Here is a 20310-nt window from a genome sequence, read left to right on the forward strand (position 1 = left end):
GGCGCCTTCGCGTCACCGCCCGAAACAGGAGCACGGTACACGTGTCCATACCGCCGCCGCCCGGCCCTCAAGGGCCCTACAACCAGGGGCAGTACCCGCCGGGGCCGCACTCACCGGGTCAGTACCCGCCGGGGCCCTACCCGCCGCAGCAGCCGTATCCCGGCGGCTGGGGTCAGCCCTACGGGGCGTATCCCCGGCAGCCTCCCGTCAACGGTGTGGCCATCGCCGCGTTCGTGCTCGGCGTCCTGTGCTTCGTGCCGGCGGTCGGGCTCGTGCTGGGGCTGATCGCGCTGGCCCAGATCAGGCGGCGGGGCGAGCGGGGCAAGGGGTTCGCCGTGGCCGGTTCCGTGCTGTCCTCCGTGGGGCTGGCACTGTGGGTGGTGTCGCTCTCCACGGGCGCCGCCGGGGACTTCTGGGAGGGTTTCCGGGACGCCGCGCGCGGCGAGGGCACCGCCTACTCGCTCGAGAAGGGCCAGTGCTTCACCACCCCCAGCGGATCCCTGCAGGGGGTGACGTACGACGTCGACGAGGTGCCCTGCGAGGAGGAGCACGACGGCGAGGTGTTCGCCGCCTTCGAGCTGCCGGGCGGCGCCTTCCCGGGCGACGGGGAGATCACCCGGGCCGCCGACGAGCGGTGCTACGCCCTCCAGGACACGTACGCCATGGACCGGTGGGCCCTGCCGGCCGACGTCGACGTGTACTACCTGACCCCGACCTCGCAGAGCTGGCGCACGGGTGACCGCGAGATCACCTGCCTGTTCGGGAACACGGACGAGGGGGGCACGCTGACCGGCTCGCTGCGCAGGGACGGCACCAGGCTCGACTCGGGCCAGCACACCTACCTGGTGGCCGAGGGCTTCCTCAACCGGGCCATGGACGAGATGCCGGTGGCGGAGACCGTCGAGGAGGACCTCGCCGGGTACCAGGTGTGGGCGGGGCGGATGTCGCAGGCGCTCGTGCGGGAGACCGGGATGCTGCGGGGACACAGCTGGCCCGACGACGCCGAGCGGCCGGTCGCCGATCTGGTCGAGGACCTGGAGACGGCGCGGGAGGAGTGGGATCTGGCGGCCGAGGCGGCCGACGTCGACACGTACTACCTGCACCTCGACAAGGGCTTCGCGCTCATCGAGGCCGACTCGACGGTCACCGCCCGCAAGGCTCTGGGGCTGGATACCACGCCGCCGGTGTACGAGGAGAGCGGTGACGGCGGGGAAGAGAGCCCCGGCAGGGAGGTGTGACGGCGGCTATAGCGGGGAGAAAGTGCCTGCGTAAAGCCCTCCGGCGATACAAGTCATCACATCGAGTGATTCTCTGGCCTTTGCTTGCCTGGTACAACCTACGGTTGCCACGCTGTTGCTGTCTGTACAACCTGATGGGAGCGGCCAGTGACATTCGGTGAGCAGCCGGCGTATCTGCGTGTCGCGGGTGATCTCCGCAAGAAGATCGCCGACGGCCTGCTGCCGCCCCACACCCGCCTCCCGTCCCAGGCGCGGATCCGCGAGGAATACGGCGTCTCGGACACCGTCGCCCTCGAGGCGCGCAAGGTGCTGATGGCCGAGGGGCTGGTCGAGGGCCGCTCCGGTTCCGGGACGTATGTGCGCGAGCGGCCCGTGCCCCGGCGCATCGCCCGCTCCGGGTACCGGCCGGCCGGCGGTGCCACGCCCTTCCGGCAGGAGCAGGCCGACGCCGGGGCGCGCGGCACCTGGGAGTCGCGCAGCGAGCAGGCCGAGGCGAGCGGCGCCGTCGCCGAACGGCTCGGTATCAAGCCCGGGGACCGGGTGATGTGCACCCGGTACGTCTTCCGGGAGGCCGGCGAGGCCATGATGCTCTCCACCTCCTGGGAGCCGCTGGACCTCATCGGCCGGACGCCGGTGATGCTGCCCGAGGAGGGCCCGCTCGGCGGCATGGGTGTCGTGGAGCGGATGGCCGCCATCGACGTGGTCGTCGACAACGTCACCGAGGAGGTCGGCGCCCGCCCCGGCCTCGCCGAGGAGCTGCTCGCCCTCGGGGGTGTTCCGGGGCACGTGGTCCTGGTCATCCAGCGCACGTTCTACGCCTCGGGCCGGGCGGTGGAGACCGCCGACGTGGTCGTTCCGGCCGACCGCTACCGGGTGGCGTACCACCTGCCCGTCAGGTAGCGGCGGCGCCGGGGGAGTTCACGCGCCTGCCGGTGGTGTGAGATGGCGCACGCCTCTCGTGCGCCTCCCGCGCCCCTCTTCCTCGCTCGCACTGTTGTCCGTACTCCGTGGCGCCGTCCGCGTGGTGCCGGAATCCGGTCGTTCTCGCAGGTCGTCCGGGAGGCCCCCGGTATGCCTCCGACCGGAGGCGTCGGCGCGCGCGGACGGCGCGTTTCGTGGCGTGCGCCCCCTGCGTTCTGACTGGTTGCGTACCTCTTTGTGAAAAGCCGTATTCGCTGCGTGAAGGTTAGGCGTAGGCTCGGGCATATGCGGATTGCGGTTTCCTTGGCGGGCGGGGCGCGGCGCGGGCCGCGGACGGGAAGTGGAGGGGCGCGATGAACGACGGCACGGTCACTCTTCCCTGGCTGGTCTTCCGGCAGGACGACAATGGCAACCGCTACCGCGTGGGCAGGTACGCGACCCGGGCCGAGGCCCAGAAGATCGCGGACACCCTCGACGGTCGCGGCCACCAGCAGCTCTACTGGGTCGAGAAGCTCGGCCCGAACGCCACGGGCGCGGCGGGCTGACCGCGCCGGCAGGACGGGCCGTAGGCTCCGGCGCATGACGGAACGGATCGTGGTGGGCGCCGCCCTGGTCGACGGCGGACGGCTGCTCGCCGCGCGCCGCAGCGCACCGGCGGAGTTGGCCGGACGGTGGGAGCTGCCCGGCGGCAAGGTCGAGGCGGGCGAGACGCCCGAGGCGGCGCTCGTGCGCGAACTGCGCGAGGAGCTGGGCGTGACGGCCGAGCCCGGTGAGCGGGTACCGGGGCGGTGGCCCCTGCGAACGCCCTTCGTCCTGCACGTGTGGACCGCGCGGCTGCTCCCCGGATCCGCCTGCCCCGAACCCCTTGAGGACCACGACGCGCTGCGCTGGCTCGCCCCCGCCGAGATCTGGGACGTGCCCTGGCTCGACCAGGACGTGCCGGCCGTCGAGCGGGCACTCGCCCACCTCGGTATGGCGGCGACGGACGCGCGGGGCGTGTGAGCGCACCGGCCTGAGCGCCCCACGCGCTGTCGGTGCCACAGTGCGCCCTCCCGGACGGTACCGGGGCCCGGATATCGGGTATGTGCCCATTAACCCCACGAATCCGGACATGGGTGGGGGGTCGCCGGCCGGGGAAGTGATCGGCGTGATCGACAGCGAAGGCGGCTGTGCCGAATGGGTCTTTCCCGCGGCGCCGGACGCCGTGCGGACCGCCCGTTCCCTCGTCCGCCGCACCCTGCACGGCTGGGACCTCGACAGCGTCGGCGACATCGCCGCCCTGCTGGTCAGCGAGCTGGTCACCAACGCCCTGCGGCACGCCACCGGCCCCATCGGCGTCCGCCTGGTACGCCACCCCGCCGGACCGGACGGCATGCTGCTGGTGGAGGTCTCCGACCCGCTTCCGGACCCGCCCCGCGAGCGCGTCGCCCGCCCCGGGGACGAGGACGGCCGGGGCCTGCAACTGGTCGCCTCCTCCGCACACCGCTGGGGGACGCGGCCCGGAGAGGTGGGCAAGACGGTGTGGTTCGAACTCACGGTGCCGGAATGACCGGGTGTCACACCGTTTCACGACGCCCGGAACCGTGCCGAAACGCCCCCGCGCCGGGCCCGGCCCCACGGGCCAACTGGTTCAGGCCAGTGGCAGTTGTGGAACTACGTGATTCGATGCCGTGTCCGCTGGTTAGAAGACTGGAAGTGTTGTCACGGTCCGGACCGAAAACCATCGGGACCGTGCTGTGATCGTGAACACCGTGTTGTGCGGCGCCGTAGTGCTGGATACTGCGGGCAGCCGCCCCCGGTGACCGGTGCCGGACGCGGTGAGCTGGAGGGGACGGTTCGCGTGAGCGAGATACCAGCGAGGGCCACGGGGTCCGAGGGCCCGTCGGACGGTGTGCCGTTCGGTGACGCGGTGTGGCAGAGCAGCCCGCCCGGCTCCATCTACGACTACATCAAGGTCGCGTCCTTCTCCATCGGCGCCGACGGACTCGTCGACCAGTGGAGCCTGCGCGCGGAGCAACTGCTCGGCATTCCGGCCGAGCACGCCGTGGGCACCGACCCCATTGAGGCCTTCATCGATCCCGATCTGCGGGAACGCGGCCAGCGCAAGATGGCCGAGATCCTCGACGGACGGGAGTGGACCGGTGTGGTCCCCTTCCGGGTGCCGGACGCCGAGGCCGGCGGCGCACAGCGCGGACGCGGGCAGCGCGGGCTCGCCGAGGTGTACGTCATGCCGACGCGCACGCAGGACGGGGAGAAGGCCGCCGTCTGCATCGTCGTCGACGTCCGCGTCCTGCGCAGCATCGAGACCGACCTCGCCGCCTCGCAGGCCATATTCGGCCAGTCTCCGTTCGGCTTCCTGCTGATCGACCCCGACCTCCGGGTGCGCCGCGCCAACCAGCGGTTCGCCTCCGTCTTCGGCGGCACGCCCGACGACCACCGCGGCAAGGGCGTCCACGACTACCTGCCGCGCGCCGAGGGCGACCGGGTCTCCGCCACCCTGCGCCGGGTGCTGGAGACCGGCGATTCCATCACCGACATGCACGTCACGGGCTTCGTGCCGGGCACCGAGGGACGCCGCCACTGGTCCGTCAACCTCTACCGCGTGCACAGCGGTTCCGGCCGGCCCATCGGCGTGGCCTGGCTGGGAACCGACATCACCGCCCGCCGCGAGGCCGCCCGTGAGGCCGCCGCCGCCCGCCGCAACCTCGCCCTGCTCAACGAGGCGGGCGCCCGCATCGGCAACTCCCTCGACCTGGAGACCACCGCCCGAGAACTCCTCGACGTCGTCGTCCCCGGCTTCTGCGACCTGGCCACCGTCGACCTCTACCAGGGGCTGCTGGTGGGCGACGAGACCCCGCCCGGCCTCGCCGACGGCAGCGCGGAGCTGCGCCGCGTCGCCTTCTCCAGCGCCGTCTCCGACGCGCCGTTCCACGGCACCGGCGAGCAGGTCGAGCTCGGCGCCGTCCACCACTACGGGTTCAACTCGCCCTGCGCCGACGCCCTGCGAACCGCCCGCCCGCGCATCGTCCCGGCCGAGGCCGGCGGCCTCGTGCAGTCCACGCTCGCCGTGCCGATGGTCGCCCACGACACGGTCGTGGGACTCGCCCGGTTCGCCCGGACGAAGGGCAGCGAGCCGTTCGGGGACCGCGACCGCGACCTCGCCGTGGAACTGGCCGCGCGGGCCGCCGTCTGCATCGACAACGCCCGCCTCTACCGGCGCGAACACGAACGCGCGCTGATACTGCAACGCTCCCTGCTCCCGCCCGGCGACCCCGAGGCGTCCGGCCTCGACATCGCCTGCCGCTACCTGCCCGGCAACGCGGCCACCGGCCGGCCCAGCGAGGTCGGCGGCGACTGGTTCGACGTGATCGAACTCCCCGGTCACCGCACCGCGTTGGTGGTCGGCGACGTCATGGGGCGCGGTCTGCGCGCCGCCGTCGCGATGGGTGAACTCCGCACGGCGGTAAGGACGCTGGCGCAGCTCGACATCGAACCGGCCGAGGTGCTCTCGCAGCTGGACGAGATCGCGCGCGGTCTCGGCGCCCCGGGCGGCGTCCAGCAGGCGACCCGGGCCGCCCGCCGTCCCCGCGAGGCGGACCTCTCCGAGGTCTACCTGGCGACCTGCGTCTACGCCGTCTACGACTCGGTGACCAGGCGCTGCACCTTCGCCAACGCGGGCCACCTGCCGCCCGTCCTGGTCGAGCCCGGCGAGTCCGCGCTGATGCTGGACGTGCCGCCGGGACTGCCGCTCGGTGTCGGGGGCGAGCCCTTCGAGGAGGTGGAGGTCGAACTGCCCGAAGGCTCCCTGCTCGCGCTCTACACGGATGGACTGGTCGAAAGCCGCGATCACCCCCTCGACGAGGGGCTCCAGGCCTTCGTGGGGGCACTCACGGACCCGGCGCGCCCCCTTGAGGACGTCTGCGACCAGGTCCTCAACACCCTCGACAGCCACCACGGCGAGGACGACATCGCCCTGCTGATGGCCCGCGTCCAGGGCCTGCCCAGCGAGTCCGTCGGCGACTGGACCCTGCCGCGCGAACCGCGCAGCGTGGGCCGGGCCCGCGAGCTGTCCCGTGCCAAGCTGCTCGACTGGGACATGGAGTCGCTGGTCGACACGACGGAGCTGCTCGTGAGCGAGCTGGTCACCAACGCCCTCCGATACGGCGAGGGCGAGATCAGACTCCGCCTCCTCCTCGACCGCACCCTGGTCTGCGAGGTCTGGGACTCCGGCCTGGTCCAGCCCCGCCGGCGCCGCGCCCGCGACACCGACGAGGGCGGCCGGGGCCTGCAGCTGGTCGGCCTGCTCAGCGCGGCCTGGGGCTCACGCCGTACGCCGCGCGGCAAGACGGTGTGGTTCGAGCTGCCCCTCCCGGGCGCCGACACCCAGCTCACGGACCCGGCGGAGGCCCTGCTGAGCCTGTTCTGACCCGGCCCGGTGTCGTACGGTTCCGGGCGCGCCGGGTGCGGCGCACGCGGCCGTATCCGGCCAGGAGCAGCGCCGCCCCGGCTGTGATCAGGGGCGGCACCAGGTCGGCGGAGATCATCGCGCCCCGCTCCCGACCGCAACCGGAACACCGGTTCGAGTCGTCCACGCTGGCAGCACGTTCGGAGCGTATGCGCGTGTACCGGCCACCGCGACCGGGGACGGGCCACAGGGAGGGGAACGACGTGGAGCACACGGAACCGAAAGCCGACGGCGGCGAGGACACCCCACAGGGACCACCCGAGTCCGACGACGAGAGCCGCACGGCCGGTGCGGACGGGAACCCGAACAGGAAGAGGCGGCTCCGCCGCCTGCGCCGCGTCACCCTCGCCGTCCTGCTGGTCCTGCTCGTGCCCCTCCTCACCGCCGCGGCGGCCCTCCGCGTCAACTACATGGGCGACCCCGCCGACGGCACCCACACCAGGAACCGCGACGCGATGTGGCTCGGCCACGCCTGGGTCGACGGCCGCAAGGACGACGCCGACCTCGCCGCCTTCGCCCGCCGCATCGAGAACACCGGCATCCGCGACCTGTACGTTCACACCGGCCCGCTGGAGCACGACGGCACCCTGCCCGAGGCGCGCTATCCCAAGGCCCGTTGGCTGATCGACGCCGTGCACCGCGAGCTGCCCGGCGTCCGTGTCCAGGCCTTCCTCGGCGACGTCCTGGTCACCGAGGGCGCCGGGGGCATGCGGCTGGCGAAGGCCGACACCCGCGCCGCCGTCGTCGACTCCGCCCGCCAGGTCCTGGACGCGGGCTACGACGGCGTCCACCTCGACCTGGAGCCCGTGCGCTCCGGCGACCGGGACTACCTCTCCCTCCTGGACGACCTGCGCGCCGTCACCCGTGCCCAGGACGCGCGGCTCTCGGTGGCCGCCCACCAGATCGACCCGCTCCCGGCCCTCCACTCCGTCTTCGGCGTCTTCACCGAGAACCCCAAGTGGTGGTCGCAGAAGTTCTTCGGCCAGGTCGCCCGCCGCGTCGACCAGATCGCCGTGATGACCTACGACACCGCGCAGCCGCTGGAGGGCACCTACGGCGGCTACGTGGCCCAGCAGACCTCCCTCGCCCTGGAGGTCACCCCGCCCACCACACATCTGCTGATGGGCCTGCCCTTCTACTACGAGAGCAACTTCGACCACTGGGGCCACGCCGAGACCGTCGAGGCCGCCGTCCGGGGCGTCCGCCTCGGTCTGTCCCGGACGGACGCCGACCGGAAGCTCTTCGGTGTCGCCCCGTACATCGACTTCGCGGCGACGGAGACGAACTGGGACGAGTACCGCGAGGGCTGGGTCCGCTGAGCAGCGCCGAGGCCGTACGGCCTGCTAGGTCCGGCGCCCGATCTTCGACCCCAGCCACACCAGCGGGTCGTACTTGCGGTCCACCGCCCGTTCCTTCAGCGGGATCAGCGCGTTGTCGGTGATCTTGATGCCCTCTGGGCAGACCTCCGTGCAGCACTTGGTGATGTTGCAGTAGCCGAGGCCGTGCTCGTCCTGGGCCGTGCGTCCGCGGTCCAGGCCGGTGTCGCCGGCCGAGTCCAGCGGGTGCATGTCCAGTTCGGCGACGCGCATGAGGAAACGCGGGCCCGCGAAAGCCGGCTTGTTCTCCTCGTGGTCACGGACGACATGGCAGGTGTCCTGGCACAGGAAGCACTCGATGCACTTGCGGAACTCCTGCGACCGGTCCACGTCCTCCTGCATCATCCGGTACTCGCCCGGCCCGAGGTCGGCGGGCGGGACGAAGGACGGGACCTCGCGGGCCTTGGTGTAGTTGAAGCCGACGTCCGTCACCAGGTCGCGGACGACCGGGAAGGCGCGCAGCGGCGTGACGGTGATCGTCTCCTCGGGGGTGAAGACGGACATGCGGGTCATGCACAGCAGCCGCGGCCGTCCGTTGATCTCCGCCGAGCACGAACCGCACTTGCCCGCCTTGCAGTTCCAGCGCACGGCGAGGTCGGGGGCCTGGGTGGCCTGGAGGCGGTGGATGATGTCGAGGACCACCTCGCCCTCGTTCACCTCGACCCTGAAGTCCTCCAGGCCGCCGCCCTCGACGTCGCCCCGCCACACCTTGAAGCGGGCCTCGTAGCCGCTCATCAGGACAACTCCTCCTCGGCGAGGTACTTGGCCAGCTCGTCCTTCTCGAAGAGGGCGAGCAGGTCGGGTCGGACGGGCTCGGTGGTCCGCCGCTCCAGAGTGATCTGGCCGCGCTCGGGATCCGTCGCCGCCGGACCGCCGCTCGGGTCGGCCAGGGAGCACAGCAGGTTGGCCGGGCGCCACCGGCGGTCCATCGACGGATGGTCCTCGCGGGTGTGCCCGCCGCGCGACTCGGTGCGTTCCAGCGCGGCCCGCGCCACGCACTCGCTGACCAGCAGCATGTTGCGCAGGTCCAGGGCGAGGTGCCAGCCCGGGTTGAACTGGCGGTGCCCCTCGACTCCGGCCCGGCGGGCCCGTACCCGCAGCTCCGCGAGCTTCTCCAGGGCCTGCTTCATCTCCGGTTCGCGGCGGATGATGCCGACCAGGTCGTTCATCGTCTGCTGGAGCTCCTGGTGGAGGGTGTACGGGTTCTCCGGCGGGCCGTCGGACGGCTCGGGCGCCTCGGCCTCGGCGGAGAACGGCCGCAGCGCCTCCGCGGCGGCGGCGTCGACCTGGGCGTCGTCCACCCGGGGCCGCGCTCCGGACGCCCGCCCCGCCGCGTACTCGGCGGCGTGCCAGCCCGCCCGGCGCCCGAACACCAGCAGGTCGGAGAGCGAGTTGCCGCCGAGCCGGTTGGAGCCGTGCATGCCGCCGGCCACCTCACCGGCCGCGAACAGCCCCGGCACCCCGCGCGCGGCGGCGGTGTCGGAGTCGACGGCGATGCCGCCCATCACGTAGTGGCAGGTGGGCCCGACCTCCATCGGCTCCGCCGTGATGTCGACGTCGGCCAGCTCCTTGAACTGGTGGTACATCGAGGGCAGCCGCCGCTTGATCACCTCGGCCGGCATCCGGGTCGAGACGTCGAGGAAGACACCGCCGTGCGGTGAGCCCCGGCCCTCCTTCACCTCGGAGTTGATCGCGCGCGCGACCTCGTCCCGGGGAAGCAGCTCCGGGGGGCGCCGGTTGTGGTCGGGGTCGTCGTACCAGCGGTCGCCCTCCTCCTCCGTCACCGCGTACTTGTCCTTGAAGACGTCGGGGACGTAGTCGAACATGAACCGTTTGCCCTCGGAGTTCCTGAGCACCCCGCCGTCGCCGCGCACCGACTCGGTGACGAGGATGCCCTTCACCGACGGCGGCCAGACCATGCCCGTCGGGTGGAACTGCACGAACTCCATGTTCAGCAGCGGCGCCCCGGCCAGCAGCGCCAGCGCGTGGCCGTCGCCCGTGTACTCCCACGAGTTCGACGTCACCTTGAAGGACTTGCCGATGCCGCCCGTGGCGATCACCACCGAGGGCGCCTCCAGGACGAAGAACCGGCCGGTCTCGCGCTCGTAGCCGAAGACGCCCGAGACCCTCCCCCGGCCTTCGGCCGGGCGGCCCCCCACCTCGCTGCGCTCACCCTCCTTGAGCACGCGGGTGACCGTGCACTCCTGGAAGACCTTCAGGCGGGACTCGTAGTCGCCGGTCTCCGCGAAGTCCTCCTGCTGGAGCGAGACGATCTTCTGCTGGAGGGTGCGGATCAGCTCCAGGCCGGTACGGTCGCCGACGTGCGCGAGGCGCGGGTACTCGTGGCCGCCGAAGTTGCGCTGCGAGATCCGGCCGTCCTTCGTACGGTCGAACAGCGCGCCCCAGGTCTCCAGTTCCCACACCCGCTGCGGCGCCTCCTGGGCGTGCAGTTCGGCCATCCGCCACTGGTTGAGGAACTTGCCGCCGCGCATGGTGTCGCGGAAGTGGACCTGCCAGTTGTCGCCGGAGTTCGCGTTGCCCATGGCGGCGGCGATGCCGCCCTCGGCCATCACGGTGTGCGCCTTGCCGAACAGCGACTTGCAGATCACGGCCGTACGGGCGCCCCGCTCGCGGGCCTCGATGGCGGCGCGCAGTCCGGCGCCGCCCGCGCCCACCACGACGACGTCCCATTGCTGCCGGTCGACCACGGACATCAGAACAACCTCGGATCGTCGAAGGCACCGGACGCGACGAGATACACGTAGAAGTCGGCGAGCGCGACGCTCACCAGTGACGCCCAGGCCAGCTGCATGTGGCGGGCGTTGAGCTTCCCGACCCACTGCCACATCCGGTAGCGCACGGGGTGCCGGGAGAAGTGCTTGAGCTTGCCGCCGACGATGTGCCGGCAGGAGTGGCAGGAGAGGGTGTACGCCCAGATCAGCACGATGTTGGCCAGGAACACCAGGGTGCCCAGGCCCATGTGGCCCCAGTCGTAGTGCTCGTCGCGGAAGGCGAGCACGGTGTCGTAGGTGAGGATGAGCGCGACCAGGAGCGCGGCGTAGAAGAAGTACCGGTGGATGTTCTGCAGGACGAGCGGGAAGCGGGTCTCGCCGGTGTACTTCTTGTGCGGCTCGGCCACCGCGCAGGCCGGCGGGGACGCCCAGAAGCCCCGGTAGTAGGCCTTGCGGTAGTAGTAGCAGGTGAGGCGGAAGCCGAGCGGGAAGATCAGGATGATGATCGCGGGGGAAATGCCCCACCAGCTGCCGAGGATCTCCCAGTTGGGCCCGGAGCGCATCGGCTCGCAGTTCTCCGCCAGACAGGGGGAGTAGAACGGCGAGACGTACGGGGCCGCGTAGTAGTCCGCGTTGGCGAAGGCCCGCCAGGTCGAGTAGACGACGAAGGCGAGCAGACCCGCGGCGGTGGCGGCGGGTGCCAGCCACCAGCGGTCGGTGCGCAGGTGCGGGGCGCGGATGGCGGCGCGCGTCGGGGTGTGGACGCCGCCGCCTCGGGGATGGGGTTCGGTGGCTGGAGGTTCCGTGCCAGTGGCCACTGGGCGACTCCGGTCGGTCGGGTCGGGTTCAGGGGGCGCGGCGGTCGCGGGCGCCGAGGCCCTCGTCGTCCGAGTCCGTCCACAGCGAGCCGTCGTACGGCGTGTCGGGGATCGGGACGAGGTCCGGACGCTTGGGCGCGTCCGGTGCGGCTGCCGCCGCCCGCAGCAGCGCGAAGCTCTCGCGCAGATGGTCGGCGTCGGTGCGGACGCGGCGTATCTCGAGGCCGCCGCCGCCCAGCTGCTGTTCCAGCCGGGCCACCGACCGGGACAGGTCGTCGAGACTGCGTTGGAGCGATGACAGGTCGTCGTGCACGGACATGACGTGACCTCACTTCCGTAGGGCACGGCACGGGGCCGGCCCTGGGTGGCGACGTTCATGCGCCTGCGAGTGTCGCGCGTCACACCTGCCGCTGGGAAGGGACGTGCAGCGATTGGCCGGGGCGTGTCGGTGCATCACGGGTGGTGTTGCGCCGCACGAGTGAGGTTACGCACCGTCGTCGCCGTGTCTCCCAGTGTCGCCGAACCGTTTCCTCTTCAGTGGCGGCATCCCTGCCCGGGATACAAATGATCAACTCCAATACTGCATATAACGCATTCAACACCCGCGTACAACGCAAATGCCGCCACAAGTGATCACCAGGCCCGCGGCCTACCGGAGGTAGCAGAGATGTCCCACGTCGGCGTCGGACCGCGCGCGGTGACGCGCTCGGTCGCCTTCCTCACCGCGGGCGTGCTCGCGGTCCCCGCGCTGGCCGGCTGCAGCTCCGAGGACCCGTCTGGCAAGCCGCTCGCCGACCAGGACATCGCCTCGGCGAGCCGCGCCCGGATCTCCGACGGCGGCACCCTGCGCTGGGCCGTGGACTCCGTACCGGACACGCTGAACACCTTCCAGTCGGACGCCGACGCCACCGCCACCCGCGTCGCGCAGGCCGTGCTGCCCTCGATGTACCGGATGGACGAGACCGGCCGCCCGGTGCGCAATCCCGACTACCTGGAATCGGCCGAGGTCGTCGAGACCGAGCCCAAGCAGGTCGTCGTCTACAAGCTCAACCAGCAGGCCGTGTGGAGCGACGGCCGGGAGGTCGGCGCCGCCGACTTCGCCGCCCAGTGGCGCGCCCTGTCCGGCAAGGACAGCGCCTACTGGACCGCGCGCAACGCGGGCTACGACCGCATCGAGAAGATCCAGCGCGGCGCCGGCGACCTGGAGGTCAAGGTCACCTTCAGCCGGCCCTACGCGGACTGGAAGTCGCTGTTCACGCCGCTGTACCCGAAGGACGTCATGGGCACCCCGGACGCCTTCAACGACGGCGCGCGGCGCAAGCTCAAGGTCACCGCCGGCCCCTTCGCCGTCAAGGAGGTCGACACCAAGGACGACGAGGTCGTCCTCACCGGCAACCCGCGCTGGTGGGGGGAGACGGCCAAGCTGGACAAGATCGTGCTGCGCGCCGTACCCCGCGACGAGCGGGTCTCCGAGCTGGTCGCGGGCAAGCTCGACCTGGCCGAGATCGACCCGGACACCGCCGAGCAGGCCGGCCTGGCCGCCGCCCCCCGGGACGCCGCCACCGGCACCCCGCTCATGGGCCCGGACGGCACCCCGGCCGCGGGTTCGGGCGGCTCGCCGCGCCCCGGCCCGCAGGGCAGGTCCGCCGCGCAGGCACTGCGCTCGTGGGCGGTCGCCAACGGCTCCGACGAGGAGGCCGCCGAGGAGGAGATCCTGGCCCGCGAGGAGCGGCGCGAGGCCCGGGCGAAGCTCGAACGCCGGCAGCGGGCCCTGAGCGGCTTCGAGGTCCGCAAATCACTGGAGCCCGCCTACACCCAGCTCGCCCTGAACGGCGCCGACGGCCCCCTCGCCGACGAACGCGTCCGGCGGGCCGTGGCCCGCGCCCTGGACCGCGAGAAGCTCGCCAAGGCGGTGCTGGGTCCGCTGGGCCTGCCCGCCGAGCCCGTGGGCAGCCACCTGGCGCTGTCCGGCCAGGCCGCCTACGCCGACGGCAGCGGCGCCCTCGGCGACCAGAACGCCAAGGAGGCCCGGGCCCTGCTGGCGGACGCCGGGTGGGTGCCCGGCGGGCCCGTGAAGGAGTCCGAGGACGGCGAGAAGGCGGCCGGCGCCAAGGGCGAGAAGGACAAGGACGACAAGGACGAGAAGAAGTCCGAGGGCGGCGACGACGGGACGTACATCGTCGGCGAGGACGACCAGAGCACGGACGACGAGAGCACGGACGACACGAACACGGACGACAAGAACACGGACGACAAGGAGAACGGAGAGCAGGGGAAGAAGAAGGAGGGGGAGGACAGCAGCGGCAAGAACACCGCGCAGGGCGGCGCCCCCGGCGCCTACGCCCCCAAGGGCACCGCCGCCCCCGCCGGCTCCGCGACGGGCCCGCTCGCCAAGGACGGCAAGGCGCTCACCCTGCGCTTCGTCCTCCCCTCCGGCCCCGGCGCCGAGGCCCTGCGCACCGTGGCCGACCGCATCTCGGACATGCTGGAGAAGATCGGCATCGGCACCGACATCACCAAGGTGCCGGACGAGAGCTACTTCAAGGACCACGTCGCCTCCGGCGAGTACGACCTGGCGCTCTACTCCTGGCCCGCCTCCGCCTTCCCCGCCACCGACGCCCGCCCCATCTACGCCAAGCCCGTCCCGGCCGCCGACGGCTCCCTGAACGTCGCGCAGAACTACACCCGGGTCGGCACCGACCAGGTCGACCAGCTCTTCGACCAGGCCATGGCGACGCTGGACCAGAAGGAGGCCCGGGACCTGCTCCGCAAGGCCGACTCACGGATCTGGGCGGCGGCCGGCTCCATCCCCCTCTACCAGCGCCCCCAGCTCGTGGCGGCCCGGAAGAACCTGGCCAACGTGGGCGCCTTCGGCTTCGAGACCCCCGTCTACGAGGACATGGGCTTCCTCAAGAAGGGCGCCCACGGCTCCCGGCCGTCGGCCGCTCCCTCGTCCTGACCGGGCGCCGCGGCCCGGGTGTACAGCACCCGGGAAGCCCCAGTCCCCGGGGCCCCGTACCATTGGGTGAGGCCGTGGCATGTATCGCCCGGCAGGCCCGCGTGACACGGACGTACGCGAGGGCCGTCCTCACACCCTCCGGGAGTACGCCTCATATGGCCACGCGCCACGACATCCGCAACGTCGCCATCGTCGCCCACGTCGACCACGGCAAGACCACCATCGTCGACGGAATGCTGAAGCAGGCCGGCGCCTTCGCCGCGCACCAGCTCGAAGGCGTCGACGACCGCATGATGGACTCGAACGACCTGGAGCGTGAGAAGGGCATCACGATCCTCGCCAAGAACACGGCGGTGAAGTACCACCCGAAGGATGGCGGCGACGTCATCACCATCAACATCATCGACACCCCCGGCCACGCCGACTTCGGCGGTGAGGTCGAGCGCGGTCTGTCGATGGTCGACGGCGTCGTCCTGCTCGTGGACGCCTCCGAGGGTCCGCTGCCGCAGACCCGCTTCGTGCTGCGCAAGGCGCTCAGCCAGCGGCTGCCGATCATCCTCTGCATCAACAAGACGGACCGCCCGGACGCCCGGATCGACGAGGTCGTCAACGAGACGTACGACCTCTTCCTCGACCTGGACGCCGACGAGGAGCAGATCGAGTTCCCGATCGTCTACGCGTGTGGCCGCGACGGCGTCGCCTCCCTCACCAAGCCCGACGACGGCACGGTCCCGTCCGACTCCACCAGCCTGGAGCCGTTCTTCTCGACGATCCTGGACTACATCCCGGCCCCGACCTACGACGAGGACGCCCCGCTCCAGGCGCACGTGACCAACCTGGACGCGGACAACTTCCTCGGCCGTATCGCCCTGCTGCGCGTCCACCAGGGCGAGCTGAAGAAGGGCCAGACGGTCGCCTGGATGAAGCGCGACGGGTCCGTGCAGAACGTGCGGATCTCCGAGCTGATGATGACCGAGGCGCTCACCCGCAAGCCCGCCGAGAAGGCCGCGCCCGGTGACATCTGCGCCGTCGCCGGTATCCCGGACATCATGATCGGCGAGACCCTGGCCGACCAGGAGAACCCGGTCCCGCTGCCGCTGATCACGGTGGACGAGCCCGCGATCTCCATGACCATCGGCACCAACACCTCGCCGCTGGTCGGCCGCGGTGCCACCGGCAAGGGCGCGGACAACAAGGCGGCCGTCAAGGACCGCAAGGTCACCGCCCGCCAGGTCAAGGACCGCCTGGACCGTGAGCTGATCGGCAACGTCTCGCTCCGTGTCCTGGACACCGAGCGCCCGGACGCCTGGGAGGTGCAGGGCCGCGGTGAGCTGGCGCTGGCCATCCTGGTCGAGCAGATGCGCCGTGAGGGCTTCGAGCTGACCATCGGCAAGCCGCAGGTCGTCACCAAGGACGTCGAGGGCAAGACGTACGAGCCCGTCGAGCGCATGACGATCGACGTGCCCGAGGAGCACATGGGCGCGGTCACGCAGCTCATGGGCGTGCGCAAGGGCCGGATGGACAACATGTCCAACCACGGCTCCGGCTGGGTCCGCATGGAGTTCGTGGTCCCCTCCCGCGGTCTGATCGGCTTCCGCACGGAGTTCCTGACCCAGACCCGCGGCACCGGCATCGCGCACTCCATCCACGAGGGCCACGAGCCCTGGTTCGGCAACCTCACGACCCGTAACAACGGCTCGCTGGTCGCCGACCGCTCCGGTGCCGTCACCGCGTTCGCGATGACGAACCTCCAGGAGCGCGGCGTGCTCTTCACGGAGCCCGGCACCGAGGTGTACGAGGGCATGATCGTCGGCGAGAACTCGCGCGCCGACGACATGGACGTGAACATCACCAAGGAGAAGAAGCTCACCAACATGCGGTCGTCCTCGGCCGACTCGTTCGAGGCGATCGTCCCGCCGCGCAAGCTCTCGCTGGAGCAGTCGCTGGAGTTCTGCCGCGACGACGAGTGCGTCGAGGTGACCCCGGAGGCCGTTCGCATCCGCAAGGTCAACCTGGATGCCCGCGAGCGCGCCCGCGCCGCGAGCCGCGCCAAGCACAACTGATCCACCCGCCGCCGGCGCGCGGTCGGCACGCGGCGGAGCCCGGGTGCCCCCATCATGGGGGCACCCGGGCTTTTTTCAACCGGTTTTCCGGGGCCCCGGCACCCTTCCGGCACCCTTCCGGCGGCCCTCGGTGTCCGAAACACGGAGATCGACGCCCGATAGCCATGTAACAAGTCCGTTTCGCGGCCTTCTCGTCCCGAACAGTTTGTCCAGATTTTGGAAGATCTCCCTGTCAGCTGTGACTGAATTGAGATTTAAAGACGGTGGTCGGTCCTTCTGGTCATGGCAGATAGTTAGCCGCGTAGCGCTCGGGTCAATGGGTCTCGCGCTGTGGGGACAGCGCCGACTCACGAGCACCAGGGGGTGTCTGTCCTTCCGTCAGGGGTGTCGGAAGGCAGATATGTGCCCCCTCCTGTCGGTGAACACGTGGAGTCATGAGGAGGAGCCCCATGCGCGGTGTCACGAACACCAAGTGGGTCACACGGTCCGTCGCCCCCAACTTCGCCCCGTCGGACGGCGATCGACTCTGAGGAGCGGGTCGGCCGCTGACGTCCGGGCATCCGGCTACGCGCGTCCGGCTGCGGGTTTCCCGCATTCCACGGGACCACTCGACGCTTCTTCATGATCCGTTCCGCGATCGCGCACACCCTGCGCCGTTCGTCGGTTCGGCACACCCACACCTGTGAAATGGGCGAACTGTGACAAGTCCAATCGACATCGAGGGCAGCGGAACGTCGGCCGCCGCCGACGACGCGCCGGATCGCGTCAAGGCCGTGGAGACGAAGAGCCACGAAGGCCGGTCTCCCGGGCAGCTGATGTGGCTGCGCTTCAAGCGTGACCGGACCGGCGTCGTCTCCGCGTGCGTGGTGATTCTCTACTTCCTCGTATCGGCGCTGGCGCCGCTCATCGCCAAGCTGTACGGGAAGGATCCGTACACCCTGTACGCCCAGGAACCGGAGTACCCCTTCCTGCTGGACGACTTCGCCATGCCGACCGGTTCCTTCGGGGGCATGTCCGGTGACTTCTGGTTCGGTGTCGAGCCCAAGCTGGGGCGCGACGTGTTCACCATGCTGCTGTACGGCATGCGAACCTCGCTGTACATGGCCGTGGTCGTCACGCTGCTCTGTGTCGTCACCGGCGTGATCATCGGGATGGTCAGCGGCTTCTTCGGTGGCCGGGTCGACTACTGGCTGGGCCGGATCACCGACTTCTTCCTGGCCTTCCCGCAACAGCTGTTCTTCATCGCCTTCATGCCCGTCGTGACCGCGATGTTCGTCTCCCCCCAGGACGAGACCCCCACCTATCTGCGGGCCGTGGCCATCACCCTGGTGATGTGGTTCCTCGGCTGGATGGGATTGGCTCGTCTTGTACGCAGCTCCGTACTGACGCTCCGCGAGCGTGAGTTCGTGGAGGCGGCCAAGGTGTCCGGTGCCTCTCCGTGGCGGATCGTGCGCAAGGAGATCCTGCCCAACATCGTGACACCGATCCTGGTGCAGGCCACGTACATCCTTCCGAGCACGATCCTGTCCATCGCCTTCCTCTCGTACATCGGTGTCGGCTTCGTCGAACCGACCCCCGACTGGGGCCGCATGTTCGCCATCGGTGCCGACGTGTACGAGCAGGACCCGATGTTCATGTTCTTCCCGGGCGTGGCACTGGTCGTTTTCGTTCTCTCCTTCAACCTTCTCGGAGACTCCGTCCGGGACGCGTTCGACCCCAAGACCGGACGGTAATCGTCCATTGGTGGGTGGGGGAGCTGCCGCCCCCGTGCCGGGCTTTCCGGACCGTCAGGCAGCACTCGTGGACAACTATCGACAGGCAGGTGGATCGGCATCATGAAGCCCATCAGAAAGCGCACCACGAGCACCACACGCGCCATAGCCGTGGCCATCATGGCCGGCACGCTGGTGCTGGCAGGGTGCTCCGGCGACAGTGACGGCGGCAGCAAGGGCAAGAGCGACGCCAAGGGCCAGAAGGACGCCGCCAAGCAGCAGGACCCGGTCGCCTACGGTGACGCCGCGGCGTCCAACGGCCCGGCCGAAGAGGTCCCCGGCGCCAAGCCCGGCGGCTTCATCAACGTCTACATGCAGTCGGACCTGACCCACATGGACCCGGGGCAGATCTACGTCAGCGACGCCGGTCAGTTCGCCAACCTGGTGCACCGCGGCCTGACGAACTTCCAGGAGGACGAGGAGGGCAACCTCACCGTCGTCGGTGACATCGCCACCGACTCGGGTCAGTCCTCGGACGGCGGCAAGACCTGGACGTTCAAGCTCAAGGACGGCATCAAGGACGACCAGGGCAACCCCATCACCTCGAAGGACGTCCGCCACACCATCGAGCGCCTGTACTCGAAGGTGATCTTCGACGGTCCGACCTTCGTCCAGTCCTGGCTCTCCGGCAACGACTACCGCAAGGCACTGCCGGACGGGCCGTACAAGGGCAAGCACCTGCCGGACTCGGTGCTGGAGACACCGGACGACAAGACGGTCGTCTTCCACTTCTCCCAGCCGCGCCAGGACCTTCCGCAGGCCCTCGCCATGGCCGGGTACGCCATCGTGCCCGAGAAGCGGGACACGAAGGAGAAGTACGACGACGCCCCGGCGGCCCTCGGCCCCTACAAGATCGCCGAGTACAAGCCCGGCAAGTCGATGAAGCTGGTCAAGAACGACCAGTGGGACCCGAAGACGGACTCGGTGCGCCACCAGTACGTCGACGGTTACAACTTCACCAGCACCATCGACCAGGCCAGCCAGACCAAGCGTCTGATGGCCGACCAGGGCGAGGCCAAGAACGCCATCCAGTTCACGGACTCGGTCGACCCGGCCCAGATGTCGGCCGTCATCGGCGACGCCTCGGCGAAGAAGCGGACCATCCAGGGGTACCAGCCCTACGTCTGGCAGCTGACCTTCAACCTCGACCGCATGAAGGACAAGAAGATCCGGGACGCGATCACCTACGCGATCCCGAACCAGTCCATGGTCCAGGCGGACGGCGGTCGTTACGGCGGTGAGGTCGCCGGCGGTCTGCTCGCCCCGACTCTGCCGAACTTCGACCCGAAGTACGACCCGTTCGGCAAGCTCAAGAAGCCGAACGGCGACCCGGAAATGGCCAAGAAGCTGCTGAAGGAGGCGGGAGTCGAGGAGGGCACCAAGCTCACCTACGCCTACTCCAACACCCCGCGCGGCCAGGCCCAGATGCTCATCATCAAGGACGCGCTCAACAAGATCGGCTTCGACGTCCAGGCCAAGGAGATCGACCGGGCCAGCTTCTACGAGCAGGTCGGCAAGCTGAAGAACCCGTACGACCTCTACATGACCGGCTGGGGCCAGGACTGGCCCTCGGCGTCCACGGTCATCACGCCGGTCTACGACGGTGAACTCGTCGCCGACGGTGGGTCCAACTACTCGCACATCGACGACCCGCAGGTCAACGAGATGATCAAGAAGGCCCTGACGCAGCAGCCGGAGGAGGCCGCCAAGACCTGGGAGCAGGCCCACCACCGCATCGTGGAGGAGATCAACCCGGCCGCCCCGGTCTACTACTCGAAGCAGATCCAGCTCTACGGATCGAACATCGGTGGCGCCAGGTACAGCAACGAGTCGAGCTACATCGACATCAACGACCTGTTCCTGAAGCAGCCGTAGCCCTCCAGCCCGGCTGACCGCGGGGGTGCGCGCCAGGCGGAGCGCACCCCCGCGGACGGCAATCCCTCCCTGCCGCCGCGTCCGAAGAGAG

Annotated in this window: 15 protein-coding genes; 11 read left to right on the plus strand and 4 right to left on the minus strand. The window is 70.3% G+C overall.

All coding sequences use genetic code 11. The annotated features are described in order from the left end of the window. Positions 1–41 precede the first annotated feature (41 nt). From EBH09_RS24145 to EBH09_RS24175, 7 genes are all read left to right on the plus strand, one after another. Entirely contained in the window at positions 42–1238 is a 1197-nt protein-coding gene (locus EBH09_RS24145; protein ID WP_121749029.1) for a DUF4190 domain-containing protein, read from the plus strand. 147 nt (positions 1239–1385) lie between these two features. Next, entirely contained in the window at positions 1386–2138 is a 753-nt protein-coding gene (locus EBH09_RS24150) for a GntR family transcriptional regulator (RefSeq protein ID WP_121749030.1), read from the plus strand. A 374-nt stretch (positions 2139–2512) separates the two neighbouring features. Next, a complete protein-coding gene (locus tag EBH09_RS24155) occupies positions 2513–2704 on the plus strand; it encodes an SPOR domain-containing protein (RefSeq protein WP_121749031.1) in 192 nt (63 codons plus the stop codon). A 34-nt stretch (positions 2705–2738) separates the two neighbouring features. Beyond that, a complete protein-coding gene (locus EBH09_RS24160) occupies positions 2739–3161 on the plus strand; it encodes a (deoxy)nucleoside triphosphate pyrophosphohydrolase (RefSeq protein ID WP_121749032.1) in 423 nt (140 codons plus the stop codon). Between the two features lie 109 nt (positions 3162–3270). Next, positions 3271–3708, plus strand: coding sequence for an ATP-binding protein (locus tag EBH09_RS24165; RefSeq protein ID WP_121749033.1), 438 nt, complete (start codon positions 3271–3273; stop codon positions 3706–3708). 291 nt (positions 3709–3999) lie between these two features. Beyond that, on the plus strand, positions 4000–6585 hold the full coding sequence (locus EBH09_RS24170; RefSeq protein WP_121749034.1) for a SpoIIE family protein phosphatase: 2586 nt from the start codon (positions 4000–4002) through the stop codon (positions 6583–6585). Positions 6586–6827: 242 nt separating this feature from the next. Next, the gene (locus EBH09_RS24175) at positions 6828–7943 is read left to right on the plus strand and encodes a glycosyl hydrolase family 18 protein (RefSeq protein WP_238697430.1); all 1116 of its coding nucleotides are present in this window, start codon (positions 6828–6830) and stop codon (positions 7941–7943) included. Positions 7944–7967: 24 nt separating this feature from the next. Here the strand turns inward: EBH09_RS24175 and EBH09_RS24180 are convergent, their stop codons facing one another. From EBH09_RS24180 to EBH09_RS24195, 4 genes are read right to left on the minus strand one after another with little or no spacing between them, the layout of a single operon-like run. Continuing rightward, the gene (locus EBH09_RS24180) at positions 7968–8735 is read right to left on the minus strand and encodes a succinate dehydrogenase/fumarate reductase iron-sulfur subunit (RefSeq protein WP_121749035.1); all 768 of its coding nucleotides are present in this window, start codon (positions 8733–8735) and stop codon (positions 7968–7970) included. Then, complete coding sequence (locus EBH09_RS24185; RefSeq protein WP_121749036.1) at positions 8735–10714, minus strand: fumarate reductase/succinate dehydrogenase flavoprotein subunit; 1980 nt, start codon at positions 10712–10714, stop codon at positions 8735–8737. Before EBH09_RS24185 ends, EBH09_RS24180 begins: the two co-directional genes overlap by 1 nt. Then, positions 10714–11550, minus strand: coding sequence for a hypothetical protein (locus tag EBH09_RS24190; protein ID WP_121749037.1), 837 nt, complete (start codon positions 11548–11550; stop codon positions 10714–10716). Before EBH09_RS24190 ends, EBH09_RS24185 begins: the two co-directional genes overlap by 1 nt. A 28-nt stretch (positions 11551–11578) precedes the next feature. Next, on the minus strand, positions 11579–11869 hold the full coding sequence (locus tag EBH09_RS24195) for a hypothetical protein (protein WP_121749038.1): 291 nt from the start codon (positions 11867–11869) through the stop codon (positions 11579–11581). Positions 11870–12217: 348 nt separating this feature from the next. Here EBH09_RS24195 and EBH09_RS24205 point away from each other — a divergent pair, with 348 nt between their 5' ends. From EBH09_RS24205 to EBH09_RS24220, 4 genes are all read left to right on the plus strand, one after another. Further along, complete coding sequence (locus EBH09_RS24205) at positions 12218–14509, plus strand: ABC transporter family substrate-binding protein (RefSeq protein WP_121749039.1); 2292 nt, start codon at positions 12218–12220, stop codon at positions 14507–14509. A 155-nt stretch (positions 14510–14664) separates the two neighbouring features. Further along, positions 14665–16572, plus strand: coding sequence for a translational GTPase TypA (gene typA / locus EBH09_RS24210; protein ID WP_121749040.1), 1908 nt, complete (start codon positions 14665–14667; stop codon positions 16570–16572). Between the two features lie 698 nt (positions 16573–17270). Continuing rightward, entirely contained in the window at positions 17271–18305 is a 1035-nt protein-coding gene (locus EBH09_RS24215; RefSeq protein WP_121749041.1) for an ABC transporter permease, read from the plus strand. Positions 18306–18407: 102 nt separating this feature from the next. Next, positions 18408–20219 (plus strand): ABC transporter substrate-binding protein, encoded by a 1812-nt coding sequence (locus tag EBH09_RS24220; protein WP_121749042.1) that lies wholly within the window; start codon positions 18408–18410, stop codon positions 20217–20219. Positions 20220–20310 lie beyond the last annotated feature (91 nt).

Source organism: Streptomyces sp. E2N166 (assembly GCF_003671715.1).
Classification (GTDB): Bacteria; Actinomycetota; Actinomycetes; order Streptomycetales; family Streptomycetaceae; genus Streptomyces; species Streptomyces thinghirensis.